The sequence below is a fragment of the Kordia jejudonensis genome (genome assembly GCF_001005315.1).
Lineage (GTDB): Bacteria > Bacteroidota > Bacteroidia > Flavobacteriales > Flavobacteriaceae > Kordia > Kordia jejudonensis.
Genome location: NZ_LBMG01000026.1, coordinates 77,235 through 94,482, shown reverse-complemented (window position 1 = coordinate 94,482; position 17,248 = coordinate 77,235). Strand labels below are relative to the sequence as shown.

The window sequence follows — 17,248 nt, the reverse complement described above, 5'->3', positions numbered from 1 at the left end:
TTGAAGTGAGAAAATAGATGAGATGAAAGAGAAAAGAAAAGAGAGAAAAGAAAAGAGAATAGAGAAAATCATAAAAAAACCGAAGTCATTTTGTCTTCGGTTTTTTTGTGTGGTACAATTTTGTTAATTTCAGACCTAAATCATTTATATGTGAATAAACTACCCTACATTCTCATTTTTTTGTTCTTCGGTTGTTTTATCAATACATATAAAGCGACTGCTCAAGATATTACCTTGTTTCAACAATTCAACGGGCGTTACGACTACACAGCCTTGGGAAATACAATGAATACGGCAGAAAATGGTCCGTTTGGTGTTTGCACAATCAATACGAGTTCTAGCGCAAGCTTATTTTTAAATACGAATCAAACCATGGTGGCGGCTTATTTGTATTGGGCAGGTTCTGATACTGGTGATTTTGATATTGAACTCAACGGAATACCCGTAACTGCCGAACGAACTTTTAGTGATGCGTTAACAGGAAATAGAACTTTTTTTGCTGCCTTTGCCGATGTGACAGACATTGTAAATTCGCAAGGAAATGGTGTGTATACAGTGAGTGAATTTGATTTGACTTCGGTCATCGCTCCGTATTGTCCGACAGGGACAAATTTTGGAGGTTGGGCAATTACCGTTATTTACGAAAGTCCTTTGTTACCATTGAATCAATTGAATGTATATGATGGATTAGAGAGTGTTCCTGATATGCTAGAGATTACCCTTGAAAACCTCAACGTTTTTGATAATATGGGTGCAAAAATAGGCTTTATTGCTTGGGAAGGCGATCAGGCATTAAGCGTAAATGAATCGTTACGAATTAACGGATCCGTTATTGAAAATTTACCATTAAACCCTGCTAATAATGCCTTTAACGGTACAAATAGTTTTACAGGAGCTTCTAATTTGTATAATATGGATATTGATTTTTATGGTATTCAGAATAATATAGCAATTGGAGATACACAAGCTACAATATCACTGACTTCTGGTCAAGATTTTGTAATGATTAATAATATTATTACTGTTTTAAACAGTCAACTTCCTGATGCAACTGTAACTATTGATGATATAGAAACAACTTGTGATTCAAGAGAATTAACGATTGATTATACGGTTTCTAATACAAATAGTACTGCCGTTTTACCGCAAAATACACCTATTGCGTTTTATGTTGACGGCATATTACTTGCTACAGCTTCCACCTCAATAACGCTTCCCATTGGCGGAACTGTGCAACAAACGCTTACACTCACCGTTCCTACTACGATTTCAAATCCTTTTAACTTCACAATTGTTGTCGATGATGATGGCACAGGAACAAGCACTGTTGATGAAATTAATGAAGATAATAATAGTGCTTTGGAAAATATACTATTGCCTACTTCTCCAGAAGTTCCACTATTAGACACTTTAGAAGTATGTGACAATGAAATAAACTTGGCATTCAACCTTACCCAACAAGAACTTCTATTCAGTGAACCTTTATTGACGTTTCAATATTATGAATCGTTTGAGAATGCTTCAAGCATGATGAATTCGATCACAAACCCAACAAATTATGAAAGTGATTCGTACCCAGCAACAATTTATATTGAAGTTACAAATAGCAACACTTTGTGTAGAACTATTACAGAGTTCAATCTTGAATTATTAGAAAGTCCTATAGCGAATGTACCTGAAAATTTGATCGCATGTACGATTGATGAAACCGAAATTGCAACTTTCGATTTAACCACAAATGAAGAATTTATAAACAATCAATCCAATATTATAATACGATATTTTGAAACACAAACTGCTCCAGATACGTTTCAAGATGAAATTACAACTCCTGAATTATTTGAAAATACTAGCAATCCACAAACCATTTATGTCACTGTCGAAAATACCAAAGGCTGCATCAATACTACGTTCTTTGAAGTTTTAGTAAGTGACTGCGAAATTTACATTCCCGCAGGTTTATCGCCCAATAATGATGGGAAAAATGATGTATTTAATATTATAAATCTTGAAGCGCATCCAAATCATATACTTCATATTTACAACAGATACGGAACATTAATTTATATTGGCAACAAAAATACAGGTCGTTGGAATGGTTTTTCTAACAAAGGAACTCCAAGAAATCGAAAACTTCCAACTGGCACATACTTTTATGTCCTTTATTTAAATGACACCAATACGGCTGGAAATACTGTTTTAATAGAACAAACATACACAGGTTGGGTATATCTTCAGAATAATTAGTCAAAATTTGCGTTAATATCATTGATATTCTGTATTTTAGTATTGATTAAAAACCAACATGTTACCCTTAAAAAATAATTTCACAGACATGAAATAATGTATATCTTTGTCTGGACAATTTATTTGACATCCGATATAATCTTAGTTTGCCCAGCTAACATTATATTAGGCGGAAACACGACTTAACCCCATTCCTATGAAAAAAGTTTTTTATACACTTTTTGCCTTTTTTGCCTGCCATATTATTTCTGCTCAGCAAGTAACTACTGATGAATCTGTTCCTTTACAACAACTTGTAGAACAACTCGCGGAAGGTTGTGTAGAAATTTCCAATGTTACCTCTTCTATTAATGGAAGTATTAATGGTTTTCAGAGTTATGGATATTTTGAGCAAGCAGGTTCTAATTTTCCTTTTGCCAATGGTTTGGTGTTAACTTCTGGTCGTGCTTCAGATGCTGGAACTCCAGTAAACACGTCTCCTTTAAATAGCGGAACTACCGCTTGGGGAACGGATACAGATAGCGATACTAATGCCGCCATAGATTTAAGCAATACTGTTAATGCCACTTCTATAGAATTCGACTTCATCGCAGTGACCAATCAAATTAGTTTTAACTATTTATTGGCTTCTGAAGAATATGCAGAAGATTTTCCTTGTCGTTTTTCTGATAGTTTTGGCTTCTTAATTAGACCTACAGGAAGCGGAGCACCATATACAAATATTGCCGTTGTTCCTGGAACAAATATTCCTGTAAGTACAAGTGTCATTCATGATGAAATTGTAGGTTTTTGCCCTGCGGAAAATCCAGAATACTTTGAAGGTTATAATTTAGGCGACACCAACTATAACGGCCGAACGACAATTTTAACGGCAACAGCAAACCTAATTCCAAATCAACAATATCATATAAAATTAATTATTGCTGACGGAACAGATCAAAATGCAGATTCTGCCATCTTTATTCAAGGAAACAGCTTCAATGCTACTGTTGATATAGGACCAGACGTTACAACCTGTGCTGATTCATATGATCTTAACGCAGATATTGGAAATCCTTTAGCAACGTATGAATGGTTTCGAAATGGTGTTGCACTTACAAACAGTAACACGCCAACAATAACTGCGGGAATTAGCGGAATCTATAGAGTAGAAATTACAATTCCTGTAGGAACGGGAACATGTGTTATAGAAGATTCTGCCGAAATTACACTCAACGAAGCACAAACTGCAGGTCCTGTAACCGATTATGAACTTTGTGATATTGGAATGGATGGTGTGGAAACATTTACACTGTCAATTAAAGAACCCGAAATATTAACTACGGTTCCACCTGCCAACTATCAAATAAGTTATCATCCTTCTCAAACAGATGCTGCACTTGATGTAAATGCATTTCCAAACGCGATTCCGAATACAACATCTCCACAAGAAGTATTTGTACGTATTTTAGATATTGACAATGGTTGTTTGGCATTTACAAGTTTTAATTTAATTCTTAATCCGTTACCAAATATTACAGATCCTGCACCAATTAATATCTGTGATACAGATGCTGACGGAATTGTTGCGATCGATTTAACAATTAGAAATGATGAAATTACAGGCATGAATCCTGTCTATGGCGTAAGTTATCACTTTACACAATCAGATGCTGATAACAATTTTAATCCTATCGTAACAAGCTATATAAATACATCGCCAAGTGATACTGTTTTTGTTCGAATTGTAGATACAACAACAGGATGTTTTATTACAACAACTTTAGATATCAACGTAAGTGTTGCTCCAGATTTAAATGATGGAGGACGAAATTTGATAGATGCCTGTGATGCCGATCATGATGGTTTTGCCAATTTTGATCTTACAGACCTTATCGATGAAATTACAATGGGCGTTACAGGTGCTACCATTACCGTTCATACCTCGTTGAATGATGCACAAGATGATGTAAACCCAATTCCTGATCCTACTTCGTTTGATAATACTGTAGTTGACTTTCAAACATTGTACATTCGTGTGGAAGACGATACTACAGGCTGTTTTGCAATCTCTAGTATAGAAGTACACACAAATGCTTTATTAACTGCCACAAATATCACAAACATAAACAGATGTGATGATGACACTAATGATGGCGTATTTTCTTTTAATTTCCAATTAATTACTGCAACGATACAAAACAACTTGGACAACGTAACGATGGATTTCTATCTTTCACAAGACGATCAAGACAATGGTGTAAATGCTATTGATGTTACAGTTCCTTTTCTAAACACATCAAATCCACAAGAAATATTTGTTACGCTGATGGATGATGTAGGTTGTGTAGATGTTTCGACGTTTGACTTAATTGTAAATCCTGCAATAACACTTGGAACAATTGGCACATTAACCTCTTGTGACACTGATGATGATGGCTTTACCTTAGTAGATTTAACAGAATTCGACACCACAATTCAAGGCGCAAATACTACTTTTAATGTGGCTTACTTTGCAACACTTGCAGATGCAAACACATTTAACAATGCCATTTCAACGCCATTTGCAAACCAAACGAATCCACAAGAAATATTTGTACGAATCACAAATCCAGCGACAAGTTGTAACGATGTTTCTTCATTTATGCTAGAAATATTACCTGCGCCAACGGTAACGCAACCGCCAGCAATTTTAATTTGTGACGACGATACTGACGGAATTTCTTCGGTAGATGTTACGACTAGCATTCCTGATATTGTTGCAAATACAAACAACATAGAAATCAACTTCTTTCAAACCTTAGCTGGTGCACAAGATGGAGCTATCGATCCTGTACCAGTGCCAACTGCATTTGTAACGGCTACTACAGATGTTTTTGTTCGGGTTGAAAATGCTACAACAGCTTGTTTTACAATTGTCACACTTCCTATTATTGTAAACACAATTCCTGATGTAGTGGCCACAGATATTTATCAATTATGTGAAATAGATACGGATCAAACTGAAAACTTCATCATGGAAACTAGAGATGATGAAATTTTGAATGGACAAACAGACATGACCGTTTTATATTATCCAACACAACAAGATGCTTTGGATAAAACCAACGAAATTGATAAAACAATGCCATATGCAAACCAAACAAATCCACAAACCATTCATGTGCGAATTGAAAATGACACAGATCCAGATTGTTTTGCAACCTCATCTTTCGTAATTCAGGTAAGTCCTGCGCCACTATTCAATCAACCAACAGACATATTTGTTTGTGATGATGTTACTAATGACGGAGTCGATACTTTCAACCTAGATGCAACGGCACAAGAAATTGCTCAAGGAATTCCACAAAACCTTAACACTGTGTTTTTCTTATCAGAAAATGACGCATTGACAAACGTAAATCCAATCGCAAATACATTTACAAACACAACCAATCCGCAAGCCATATACGCGCGAATTACCAATGATTCAGACTGTTTTACTGTCGTAACTTTTGAAGTCAATATAATTCAGGTTCCTGAAACAAATCCTGCGCCAGATATCACAGTTTGTGATGTAGATTACGATGGACAAGTAGTTTTTGACTTGACTGTTGCCGAATTGGACATTCTAAACATTCGACAAAACGATGTTGTTATTACATATCACGAATTGGAAGCTGATGCAGAAACAGGCGCAAATGCTATTCCTGATCCTACAAACTATACAAATGCAAACAATCCACAACCAATTTTTGTACGATTGATCAATACTATATCACAATGTTATGTCATCATTCCATTTACACTAAATATAAACTTACCGCCATTGCTCAACAATATCACAGAAGCTACTTTCTGTGCTGCAGAAATGCCAGGAACAGTAAATCTTAGACTCATCGACGAAATTATCATTGATGACACTACAGGCGTTTCGCTTTCATATTACAACTCAGCAACAGATGCAGATACGGAAACCAATCCGCTTCCAGACATTTACACCTATGCTTCAAATCCTGAAACAATTTTTATACGAGCTGAAAATGATACTACAGGTTGTTACTTTGTGTCAAGTATCAATGTAACTATCAATCCAAATCCTATTGCAAATCCTGTCAATGACTTGGAAGCATGTGTTAATAACAATGGAGACTTTACACAAACATTCAACTTATCACAACAAACAAGTACCATTTTAGGCACACAAAATCCTGCTGTATTTGCAATAAGTTATCACGTAAGTATTGAAGATGCGCAAAACGACATTGCACCTTTACCAAACTTATACAGTGCTTTTGATGAACAAATCATTTATGCACGAGTAGAAAATACAAATACAGGATGTTATGCTACCACTTCATTTAGCACCTTTTTACGTCCGTTACCGATAATTGATATTCCTGACGACATAACACTATGTTTAAATGATTTACCACTAACGGTAACCGCAGGATCTGACATTGGAAACGCCTATCTTTGGTCTACGGGAGAAATGACAGCTTCCATTGATATTACTTCAATCGGAACCTATGATGTAACAGTTACAAGCGCATTTGGTTGTGTTGAAACGGCTAGTTTTACAGTTACCGAATCCGAATTAGCAACCATTGTGGATGTAGATGTTGTAAACTTCTCTGATAATAATACTATTACCGTTACTGCAACAGGAAACGGAGATTACTTATATTCCTTGGATGGTGGAACGCCACAAGTTTCAAATGTATTTGAATTTGTCGGTCCAGGCTATCATTTGGTAACCGTTTCGGACATCAACGGTTGTGGCGAAGTAACGGAAGAAGTTGTGGTAGTTGATTACATCGGATTCTTTACGCCTAACAATGATACATTTAACGATACTTGGCACATTATCGGAATAGAAACCTTACCAAACTCTGTCGTGTACATATTTGACCGTTATGGAAAATTACTCACGGCGTTAGGTCCAAATGATGCAGGTTGGGACGGATTGTACAGAGGACGAAAAATGCCTTCAAATGATTATTGGTTCTTAGCTGACATAAAAGACGGCGATCAAGCGTTTCAAATACGTGGACATTTTACGCTCAAACGTTAATTTAGTGTACGTATGGAAACGATTAAAATAGCTTTTTTTGCACTGGGAATCTTTTTTGGTATTGAAACGGCTTCGGTCATTGCCGAAAAAACCATCGTTACGGTTGATCCTGTTGCAACTACTATAAACATTCAATTAAAAAATCTCACAGCAGTCTATCCGAAAGAAAAAGGAAATGCTTCGATTGATACAGAATTTGCTAAAATCTATCACAAAAAAGAAAACTGGAACGTACAATTGGATTCCTTTTCAGAAAAATCCATTGTGTACAGTTCGCCAGAAAAAGGCGTGCTTGATGCCACAATTACACTAAAATACAACAAGCCTGAAGATCTAAACATTTTTGCCATCGATGTCAATCGTGAAGGCAAGTATTCGTTGATCAACATTCCACAATGGAATTTAAAAACTACGGATGGCAAACAAAACGGAAACTATTGGAATTTTGAACCCAATACAACCTTTACTTTTTCATTAGCACCTCTTGAAAATATTCCAGCAACCTATACCGCAGAAAAAGAATTGTTATATAGCATTTGGGAAAAGATTTCAAAGCGATAAATTTTTAAATTAAAAAATATACAAAAGCCTTTATCGAACTCGATAAAGGCTTTTTAGCTATATTGCTTTTAAAGCATAACAACTATGAATTGTGTAAATACTTGCGCACTTTACTTGAAAAAATTAAAATTGAAATACCACCAATTGCTAGTAATATACTTGTAAAAAATAGTCCCTTTTTTTCATCATCAAACGTCATCATTAGTAAAATAAATCCTCCAACAAGATTTACAATACCTGCTAAAATTCTACTGATCAAAATTTCTTTATTAATACTATGTTTCGAATTCAGTACACCAAAAGCAAAAAGCAATTCAAACATTCCGAACATAATTACAAAGTAGATAGTCGTCAATAGAAATCCTTGTAAAGAATTTATCAAGGCAAAAATAATTGTTGCATAGACTATAAAACCTACACCTTGAATAAAATGATATTGTTTAGCGATTTTGGGTAATTTATCATAAGTAGAAAATAAGAGCGTGCACAATCCTGCTAATACCATGAAAACAGGAATCAAGGTTTTTGAAACTGTAATATCTATTTTATCTGAAAAAAATAAAATTAATCCAGAAGCGATCATTAGTTGTCCGCCTAATGCCAAGTAAAATGTTTTATTCATTGTAATAATTTTGTTTAAATTTTTAATGCGCTTCTCCTTTTTCTCCATCAACCCAACGTTGCATCATCACACGTTCTGCTGGTGTTTGTTCTATACCGCCAGCAAGCATATCTAGAAATTTATCCCACAAATTTTTCTTTTGTGAAGCTTCTCTCTTTATTGCCGTATACGCTTGCATATATTCGTCGGTATATTGTTTTGCTTCTGATTGAGAATAATGCAACGGAATGTATTTTAAAATTGTCGCCGAAAGTTCATCTACTTCCTTTGGTGTATAATTTTCAATCATATTTAACTGCAATAAACACGCTTCAGCTTCTTGTGTAATTGTGGTATGAATTGCATTAATTTTTGACCAATGCAACTGCCAATTTTCAATTTCTATCTCTGGCAAACTTCGTTTTCCAATTGATGCCAACTTATTAAAAGTACGTTCTACGACAGTTACATATTGTTTATAAGAACTCCAACTTGCCGTAATTCCTTCACTATTTTTTGCTTTCGTTTGCGCTTGTACAGTGTCCATGATTGTTTTCAATGCAGCCAAATTAGTTTTGTATTCCGTCATTTCTACATTCCAATCTTGCTTGGTTTGATCGTTTCCAAAAGATACTACTAAAGTATCCAAATGTGTTAAAGAAGCTTCCAGCTCATTTCCATTTTTGATCATATCTGACCAATTTCCCCGAAGCGCTTTTGCGAGTTTTCGAATGGAAACAATCGCAGTAATTACGGGATTAAAATCCTGTTCTTTCATCTTGTATGTTTATATTAAAATTATCTAAATGCAAATTCTTCATCATAAATATTTGTTGACTTTACGCCATCTTGTTTTAACTCATGCATTATAGTTTCTTTCATTGCGGCTGGTCCACAAATGAGGTATGACTTATCCTTTGGATTTCGAATGCTTAAATCATCTACCGAAATATGTCCTCTTTTTGACGATTCCCATAATACAAACTCAAATAATGGATTTTGTTGGGCAATCGTTTCAAAATAAGTTACATAAACAGCATCTGATTCCGTGGAAACACACCAATACAATGTGACTTTTTTAGTGTAATAATCTTTTATCAAGGATAAAAATGGTGTAATTCCAATACCGCCAGCAATCCAAATTTGTTCTTTTTCTTTTGAATATGCGCTAGAGAATTTACCATACGCACCTTCTACCAAAACGGAATCTCCAATGTTTAATTGAGATATCATTTTCTTTGTATAATCGCCTAAATTCTTGACAGTAATGACTAAATTTTCATCATGTGGATGACTACTTAAAGTAAACGGATGCTGTTCTTTTTTGCTAATTGAAGGGAATGTAAAAAAGGCGAATTGTCCTGCTTTATATGACAAACTGTTAGTAATAGCTTGCATATGTAATGCTATAATTTTATCATTTACATGACGAATATCTGCTAAGGTATAGCTAAGTTTTTTGTTAAATATTTTAAATAGAAACGCTTTGTATATCCACGCAGCAATTCCGATAAAAGCCATGCCGAACACATAAACTCTTGTAATTGGCAACTCTTTAATTAAACTTTCTACTAAAATTCCGTGGACAACGCCAAGCACATAAAAAACACCCATTAATTTGTGGAAATTGAGCCACTTGTGATACGGAATCTTTCGTTTAAAAAATGGTATTGCGGAAATAATTACACCTAAAAGAATCAAGACTAGTGCATAAAAACCTAAAGGTTTTCCAATGTTAAATGCTACCAAATCTCTTGGAACTACTATAAAATGTGCTAATAATAACACCACTGCAATAACACCTGAACGTCTGTGTATGAGATACATTTTATCCAAACCACCAAACAAATTTTCTACCCATTTTGCTCGTGTCGCCATCAAAAAGTTAAACGCAAAAACGGTCACAACCCATGAAGAAAAAACTTCTCCTAAAATACGATGTGGATTTTTCCAACTTGCATTTGTTAACTCTCCAAAAAGTAAAGTGTCGGATGAAACTTCTTTAAAACTTCCGTTATAGAAATACAGATCAATTGCCCAAAACACAAAGTGAATTCCAATAATAATGGGAAAATAAATTTCTTGCTTTAAAATACGCATACTAAGTTTTTTTCAAACCTAGAGCTTCTTAATATTTTTTAATTGTATAAATTGGTCATTCTGCTTTTTAAACAAATTACGTGGCGTTTGCCCAGTATGTTTCTTGACTTCCCGTATAAAATGAGCCTGATCAAAAAAGCCTTTTTCAGGAAAAAACTTACCTTCTCTAATTTGAAGATACGCACGATAACATTTTTGGATATTTAGATACTTTTTTAATGAAATTCCTAAATATTTATTCAAATATCGATTAATTTCACGTTGCGACCAGTAAATTTGATTGGCAACTTCACTAGCTTGAATATCGCTATATTTTGTATATAAAAACTGACTCAGCCGTAACCGATTGGAACGCATATCTTCTTTTGGAGGAATTTTTTCAAATAACAAAGCTTCAAACTGTGTGACAAGCTTCGGAAAGTTAGAAAAATCTAGCTGATCAATTTCAAAATAACTCAAAGGAAGTTGCTCTACCGAATTCAGAATGCTTTTTATTTCTCGCTTAAAGATATATTCAGGCGCAATAATCTTAAACTTAATTCCATACGTGATCATTTTTGGTTGAATAACAACTTCAATCTCATTCAACCACAAGCCTGTCATAAAATAACTTATAATCTTCCCTTCTATTACCTGAATTATCAGTTTAAAATAACCATCAGGACAAATGGTAATTTTATACGCTTCATTAGATAAATTCTCACTTCTCCAATACATTCCCACAAAATCCTCTAGTAACTTTGATGGATAAACTTCTGTATATGCGTGCAATTCAGGGGACATCATAGTATATTTTAAAACCTTCAAACATATCATCATTCTACACAATATAATTGTATAAAATGGTCATTTTTAATACTTAAAAGATCGGTAGTGTTAAATGTATCTCAAAAAGATCATATTTCAATTGAAAACAACTGACTTTTATTATTTTCGACTTTTACAACCTAGAAAAAATCTAAGATGAAAAAGCTACTATTTCTTCTATTTTGCAGTATTTTTTTAGTCATAAACGCATAAAACAATAATTTGGTTGTCTTTAACTGTCTTAAAAGTAATGACGGAATAGTTTCTTAAAAGAATCTTACTTCACTCCTTTTCATTATTTTTGCAATTGCGTTAAGGATTGAGGTGGCATCCTCCCGTTTTTTCGGGAGATATAACCGAAAGCCTGCCCAACGGGAACGCCCAAAGAAAGAAAAATAGTTATGAAATTTAAAATAGTATCTGATTTTGAACCAACTGGCGATCAGCCACAAGCAATTGAACAATTAGTTGCTGGAATTGAAACGGACGAAAAATACCAAACGTTACTCGGTGTTACAGGTTCGGGAAAAACGTTTACAGTTGCCAATGTGATTGAACAGGTTGAAAAACCTACGTTGATTTTAGCGCACAACAAAACCTTGGCGGCACAATTGTACTCAGAATTCAAGCAGTTTTTTCCAGAAAATGCAGTGGAATATTTTGTTTCCTACTATGATTATTACCAACCTGAAGCGTACATTCCGACTTCGGGAACGTATATCGAAAAGGATTTATCAATCAATGAAGAAATTGAAAAACTGCGTTTGAGCACAACCTCTTCCCTACTTTCTGGACGTAGAGATGTCATTGTGATTGCTTCCGTTTCGTGTTTGTATGGTATTGGAAATCCTGTGGAATTTCAAAAAAATGTTATCAAACTGGAACGCGATCAAGTAATTGCTCGTACAAAATTATTACATCGTTTGGTACAAAGTCTCTACTCACGAACAACCGCAGATTTTTTACGCGGAACATTTCGTGTGAAAGGCGATGTCGTAGATATATATCCTGGTTATGCCGATTTTGCGTTTAGAATTCACTTTTTTGGCGACGAAATTGAAGAAATAGAATCGTTTGATCCTGCTACGAATACCGTGTTGGAAAAATATACCCAACTCACAATTTATCCTGCAAACATGTTTGTGACTTCGCCCGATGTGTTGCAAAATGCCATTCATCAGATTCAGGAAGATATGGTAAAACAAGTAGCCTATTTTAAGGAAATAGGAAAACACTTGGAAGCCAAACGCTTGGAAGAACGTACCAATTTTGACTTGGAAATGATTCGCGAATTGGGCTATTGCTCTGGAATTGAGAACTATTCGCGCTATTTGGACGGACGTTTGCCTGGAACACGACCATTCTGTTTGTTAGACTATTTTCCAAATGATTATTTGATGGTTGTGGATGAAAGTCACGTAACAATTTCGCAAGTACATGCCATGTATGGCGGCGATAGAAGCAGAAAGGAAAACTTGGTAGAATACGGGTTCCGATTGCCAGCCGCAATGGACAACAGACCGTTGAAATTTGAAGAGTTTGAAGCAATTCAAAACCAAGTAATTTACGTCAGTGCAACGCCCGCAGACTATGAATTGCACAAAACTGATGGTGTGTATGTAGAACAAGTGATTCGTCCGACAGGATTATTGGATCCGATTATTGAAGTACGTCCAAGTTTGAATCAAATTGATGATTTAGTGGAAGAAATTCACTTACGTACGGAAAAAGACGAGCGTGTGTTAGTGACAACATTGACAAAGCGAATGGCAGAAGAATTGACCAAATATTTATCGCGAATTCAAATTCGTTGCCGCTACATTCACAGTGATGTAGATACGCTGGAACGTGTACAAATTATGCAAGATTTGCGGAAAGGTTTGTTTGATGTGTTGATTGGTGTCAACTTACTTCGTGAAGGATTAGATTTACCTGAAGTTTCGCTTGTTGCGATTTTGGATGCGGATAAAGAAGGCTTCTTACGTTCCAATAGATCGTTGACGCAAACGGTCGGAAGAGCCGCTAGAAATGTAAATGGAAAGGCAATCATGTATGCTGATAAAATTACGAAAAGTATGCAACGAACGATGGATGAAACTATTTACAGACGTGAAAAACAAATAGAATACAACACCAAACACGGAATTACACCAAAAGGATTGAACAAATCTTTGAATAGTGCGCTTGGTAAAGATGAAAGTCTTTCGTGGGAAGATGAAATAAAAGCAAAAGTTGCTGCGGAACCAGATTTGGATTATATGACCAAACCACAAATTGAAAAGTTGATTCGTGAAAAACGAAAATCGATGGAAACAGCTGCTAAAGACTTGAATTTTATGGAAGCTGCAAAATACCGTGATGAAATAAAATTGTTGCAAGAAAAACTATAATTGCTGTAACAAACGACTTTACAATAGCAACCTATACAACATGAATATAAAAGAACGACTTTATAATATTGGTCAAAACGTACTGCTAGGAATTCTATTTTTTGGAGTTATCTGCATTATTGTCGGTATAAAAGTTTCAAAAAACAACTGGATATTTATAAGCATTGGAGCTGTGCTAGTATTGCCGTTTCTAATTTACTTTTTTTGGTTGAGAAATAAAGCGGAAGATGCAACAGCACAACAAGAAAAAGAGTTTCAGTTTTTTCTAAAAACAGCAGATCGTGTACATGTAGTGTTAGATGAAGCAACAATTACAGAAAAGAAACATACTGAAGTTCATGAAGTAACGCAAGACTACAGAGCTGCCGCCTTGAATGAAGTTTCAGGAAATGGACATCATAATGAAGAAAAAGTTACTTATACCTATTGTGTCGTTTCGTTTACGGTAGTGTATAAAGGAAAAGAATTCATTGTTGAAGATGTCATCCATAAAGATGAAACTTCTGTCCGAATGCACTTTTACATGCAAAAAATTACCACATTATACATCAATCCAAATGATACAAGTAAAATGTATCTTGATTTAACATTTATTGAGAAATAGTTGTAGTTTTTGATTCTTTCTGACACAAGAAACACGTTCAAACACAAAGTTTACACCAACAGAAAGCACAAAAGAAATGGTAGGGCAATTATCCTGCTTCTTCTGTGCTTTCACTCTCAATTATATGTACTAAACTAATAGTGTAATCTAAAAACGAATAAACTTCTATAATTCTATAACCGTAAACACTATAAATAACCTGTTTTTATCTTACACGATAAATGTAAGAAAACAATGCGCCTTACCAACACGTAGATTTCCGTTACCCTAAAAACAAGTAGAAATACTTAGTTTTTACTAAGATATGTTTAACAAAACACGTTAAGAATTCGCTAAAACCAGCTTCAAAAGTGCTAAAAACATTTTTATATGTATATTGGAATTTCTTAAAAATAACAACCAAAACCTTTGAAATTCTACTTTACATTGCAATGCAAACGTATGTATCGTCATATTGACGAATTTGGCGTCATTCCACTTTTGGGAATCGCGATAATCATTGCCGTTTTTATTGGCGTTTCAAGCGCTATTTTTGACAATCTATTATATCCGAATTATTGTTACCTACTCATTGGTTTAGGGCTAAGTCTACAATTAAGTACCAAAAAACGAACGGTTTTTCTAAAAAAATGCTTCCCAACACAGACTTTTTGGAAAGTTAGAATACTTGAAAATACACTTTTCATACTTCCGTTTAGTATATTTCTTAGCTACAAACAATTCTATATAGAAAGTATGCTCATGCATATACTTGCCATTGGAATATCATGTGTAAATAATATTGGCATACAAAGTTTCACGATTCCGACACCTTTTGGCAAAAAACCATTTGAATTTGTTATCGGATTTCGAAACAGTTTTTGGATTTATATCCTTGCGTATGCACTCACCTTCATTTCGGTTGTTGTTGAAAATTACAATCTTGGAATTTTTAGTCTCATTATCGTTTTTGTAACCTGCATGTCCTATTATTCAAAACCCGAACCGTTGTATTACGTTTGGATTCATACATTTACTCCAAAAGCATTTTTATATGATAAACTCAAAACGGCAATTCTGTTTACCGGTTTATTAGCATTGCCTATAATTAGTGCGTTAACAGTTGGATTTTCTATTGTTGAATTACAGTTTACGCTGATGTTTACCTGTATTGGTTTCGGTTTTATCATAGTAACTATTTTAGGAAAATATCATAATTATCCTTCCAACATTCCGTTATTTCAAGGATTTGCACTCTTAGTGAGTTTGATATTTCCACCTTTATTATTTGTATTCATTCCTATATTTTACAAAAAAGCTATTAAAAATCTAAATGCCATTCTAACATGCTAAGCATTCTCGATCTTTCTAAAAAATACGGCAAAAAGCAAATTCTAGATGCAATTCAATTGCACTTCAATCCTGGAGAAATTACTGGTATTGTTGGAGAAAATGGCGCAGGAAAAACGACACTTTTCAAATGCATTGCAGGTTTAGAATCGTTTACGGGAGAAATTAAATATTCCAAAGTCAACCGAAAAAATACCATTGGTTTTTTAGAAACGAATCCTGAATTTCTATCAAAAATTACAGGAAAAGAATATTTACAACTAATTTGCAATGCGCGAAACCTACAACAAATCGACATTGAAGCGCAAAACATTTTTCAACTGCCTTTACAACAATACGCAGAAACCTATTCTACAGGAATGAAAAAAAAATTAGCACTCACAGGTGTGTTACTTCAAAGCAATGATATTTTTATCTTAGACGAACCATTTAATGGCGTAGATATTCAAAGTAATCTTATCATAAAAGAATTGCTCACAAAGCTAAAACAGAAAGGCAAAATCATACTGCTTTCCTCGCATATATTTTCCACATTACAAGATACTTGCGATCATTTACACTACATAAAAGCAGGAAAAATTAAAAAAAGTGTAAAAAAGAAAGATTTTAAAATTATTGAAAATCTCATGAAAGACGTGGCTTTAGACGAGAAAATACGAAATTTCAACATTAAATAATTGTAACTATCTAAAAAAAAACGAATAAAAAGTCGGGCGCATCATATTTGGTATTATCTTTGCAATAATTAAAACAATTATTAAATTTATTACAATGAACAAAGGAACAGTAAAATTCTTCAACGACACTAAAGGTTTTGGTTTTATCGTAGAAGAAGGTTCAAACAAAGAACATTTCGTACACATCTCAGGATTAATTGATGAAGTACGTGAAGGCGACGAAGTTGAATTCGAACTTAAAGAAGGACGAAAAGGACTTAACGCAGTAGACGTGAGAGTAATTTAATATCATATATATTTTATTCCTTAATGAAGTAGAGCCTATCAAATTTGATAGGCTTTTTTTATGTCTATATATTGCTGTTTCCCTAAAAGATTTCAGCAGCTCTTATCTTTAGTGCAATAATTATTTCCTAGCACATATTTTCAATACCTTAGAAATTCAATATGAATGTGTTTTGAAAATACTTTCCACAAATTTCAAAATTGAATCTCAGTAAAAAACTTATCTTTGTCACATGGCATTAACAAATAACGACGTTTTCAAAAAACTCCGCGTGGCACTCAAGCTCCGTGATGATGATATTGTAAAAATATTAGAATTGGTAGATTTTAGAATTACCAAAAGTGAACTAGGCGCTTTTTTTAGAAGTGAAGATCATCCAAAGTACAAAAACTGTGGCGATCAAATTTTACGAAACTTCTTAAATGGACTTGTAATTCACTTGCGTGGACCAATGCCAAAAAAAGAACCGAAACCAAAACCAAAATCGACATCAAGTACTTCAAAACGAAAAGAGAAAAAGTAACATAACTCGAATTATGAACGCATAAAAATCCTAATCGCTGATGGAAACGAAACTATTGGAAACAAAGTTTCTTCCTATTTCGACCAAAATC

Annotated in this window: 13 protein-coding genes; 9 read left to right on the top strand and 4 right to left on the bottom strand. The window is 34.3% G+C overall.

The annotated features are described in order from the left end of the window. Window positions 1-150: 150 nt before the first annotated feature. The 3 genes from AA089_RS13650 to AA089_RS13640 all read left to right on the top strand — a co-directional run bounded on the left by AA089_RS13650 (window position 151) and on the right by AA089_RS13640 (window position 7,840). Window positions 151-2,247: a gliding motility-associated C-terminal domain-containing protein gene (locus tag AA089_RS13650; protein ID WP_156169014.1), complete on the top strand. Its 2,097-nt coding sequence runs from the start codon at window positions 151-153 to the stop codon at window positions 2,245-2,247. A 196-nt stretch (window positions 2,248-2,443) separates the two neighbouring features. Then, window positions 2,444-7,279, top strand: a complete 4,836-nt coding sequence (locus AA089_RS13645; RefSeq protein ID WP_046757521.1) for a T9SS type B sorting domain-containing protein — start codon at window positions 2,444-2,446, stop codon at window positions 7,277-7,279. A gap of 12 nt (window positions 7,280-7,291) precedes the next feature. Beyond that, window positions 7,292-7,840 carry a hypothetical protein gene (locus AA089_RS13640; RefSeq protein ID WP_046757520.1) on the top strand — a complete coding sequence of 183 codons (549 nt, stop codon included), beginning with the start codon at window positions 7,292-7,294 and terminating at the stop codon, window positions 7,838-7,840. An 82-nt stretch (window positions 7,841-7,922) separates the two neighbouring features. Here AA089_RS13640 and AA089_RS13635 read toward each other — a convergent pair whose 3' ends face one another. From AA089_RS13635 to AA089_RS13620, 4 genes are read right to left on the bottom strand one after another with little or no spacing between them, the layout of a single operon-like run. After that, complete coding sequence (locus AA089_RS13635; protein WP_046757519.1) at window positions 7,923-8,462, bottom strand: hypothetical protein; 540 nt, start codon at window positions 8,460-8,462, stop codon at window positions 7,923-7,925. A gap of 22 nt (window positions 8,463-8,484) precedes the next feature. Beyond that, window positions 8,485-9,219 carry a hypothetical protein gene (locus AA089_RS13630; RefSeq protein WP_046757518.1) on the bottom strand — a complete coding sequence of 245 codons (735 nt, stop codon included), beginning with the start codon at window positions 9,217-9,219 and terminating at the stop codon, window positions 8,485-8,487. Window positions 9,220-9,239: 20 nt separating this feature from the next. Then, window positions 9,240-10,541 carry a ferredoxin reductase family protein gene (locus AA089_RS13625; protein ID WP_046757517.1) on the bottom strand — a complete coding sequence of 434 codons (1,302 nt, stop codon included), beginning with the start codon at window positions 10,539-10,541 and terminating at the stop codon, window positions 9,240-9,242. Between the two features lie 18 nt (window positions 10,542-10,559). Beyond that, window positions 10,560-11,327, bottom strand: coding sequence for a helix-turn-helix domain-containing protein (locus AA089_RS13620; RefSeq protein ID WP_156169013.1), 768 nt, complete (start codon window positions 11,325-11,327; stop codon window positions 10,560-10,562). A gap of 422 nt (window positions 11,328-11,749) precedes the next feature. Here AA089_RS13620 and uvrB point away from each other — a divergent pair, with 422 nt between their 5' ends. From uvrB to AA089_RS13590, 6 genes are all read left to right on the top strand, one after another. Then, window positions 11,750-13,738 (top strand): excinuclease ABC subunit UvrB, encoded by a 1,989-nt coding sequence (gene uvrB / locus AA089_RS13615; protein ID WP_046757515.1) that lies wholly within the window; start codon window positions 11,750-11,752, stop codon window positions 13,736-13,738. A gap of 40 nt (window positions 13,739-13,778) precedes the next feature. Then, window positions 13,779-14,342 carry a hypothetical protein gene (locus AA089_RS13610; RefSeq protein WP_046757514.1) on the top strand — a complete coding sequence of 188 codons (564 nt, stop codon included), beginning with the start codon at window positions 13,779-13,781 and terminating at the stop codon, window positions 14,340-14,342. A 408-nt stretch (window positions 14,343-14,750) separates the two neighbouring features. Beyond that, a complete protein-coding gene (locus AA089_RS13605; RefSeq protein WP_046757513.1) occupies window positions 14,751-15,674 on the top strand; it encodes a hypothetical protein in 924 nt (307 codons plus the stop codon). Next, the gene (locus AA089_RS13600; RefSeq protein WP_046757512.1) at window positions 15,668-16,348 is read left to right on the top strand and encodes an ATP-binding cassette domain-containing protein; all 681 of its coding nucleotides are present in this window, start codon (window positions 15,668-15,670) and stop codon (window positions 16,346-16,348) included. The genes AA089_RS13605 and AA089_RS13600 overlap by 7 nt, the downstream gene beginning before the upstream one ends. 94 nt (window positions 16,349-16,442) lie before the next feature. Then, window positions 16,443-16,634, top strand: coding sequence for a cold-shock protein (locus AA089_RS13595; protein WP_046757511.1), 192 nt, complete (start codon window positions 16,443-16,445; stop codon window positions 16,632-16,634). A gap of 232 nt (window positions 16,635-16,866) precedes the next feature. Then, the gene (locus AA089_RS13590) at window positions 16,867-17,157 is read left to right on the top strand and encodes a DUF1456 family protein (RefSeq protein WP_046757510.1); all 291 of its coding nucleotides are present in this window, start codon (window positions 16,867-16,869) and stop codon (window positions 17,155-17,157) included. Window positions 17,158-17,248: the final 91 nt, after the last annotated feature.

Coding starts and splice junctions, on each gene's coding strand:
- AA089_RS13625 (WP_046757517.1), bottom strand. CDS start 10,541: ATGCGTATTTTAAAGCAAGAAATTTATTTTCCCATTATTATTGGAATT.
- AA089_RS13595 (WP_046757511.1), top strand. CDS start 16,443: ATGAACAAAGGAACAGTAAAATTCTTCAACGACACTAAAGGTTTTGGT.
- AA089_RS13645 (WP_046757521.1), top strand. CDS start 2,444: ATGAAAAAAGTTTTTTATACACTTTTTGCCTTTTTTGCCTGCCATATT.
- AA089_RS13630 (WP_046757518.1), bottom strand. CDS start 9,219: ATGAAAGAACAGGATTTTAATCCCGTAATTACTGCGATTGTTTCCATT.
- AA089_RS13610 (WP_046757514.1), top strand. CDS start 13,779: ATGAATATAAAAGAACGACTTTATAATATTGGTCAAAACGTACTGCTA.
- AA089_RS13600 (WP_046757512.1), top strand. CDS start 15,668: ATGCTAAGCATTCTCGATCTTTCTAAAAAATACGGCAAAAAGCAAATT.
- AA089_RS13590 (WP_046757510.1), top strand. CDS start 16,867: ATGGCATTAACAAATAACGACGTTTTCAAAAAACTCCGCGTGGCACTC.
- AA089_RS13640 (WP_046757520.1), top strand. CDS start 7,292: ATGGAAACGATTAAAATAGCTTTTTTTGCACTGGGAATCTTTTTTGGT.
- uvrB (WP_046757515.1), top strand. CDS start 11,750: ATGAAATTTAAAATAGTATCTGATTTTGAACCAACTGGCGATCAGCCA.
- AA089_RS13635 (WP_046757519.1), bottom strand. CDS start 8,462: ATGAATAAAACATTTTACTTGGCATTAGGCGGACAACTAATGATCGCT.
- AA089_RS13620 (WP_156169013.1), bottom strand. CDS start 11,327: ATGATGTCCCCTGAATTGCACGCATATACAGAAGTTTATCCATCAAAG.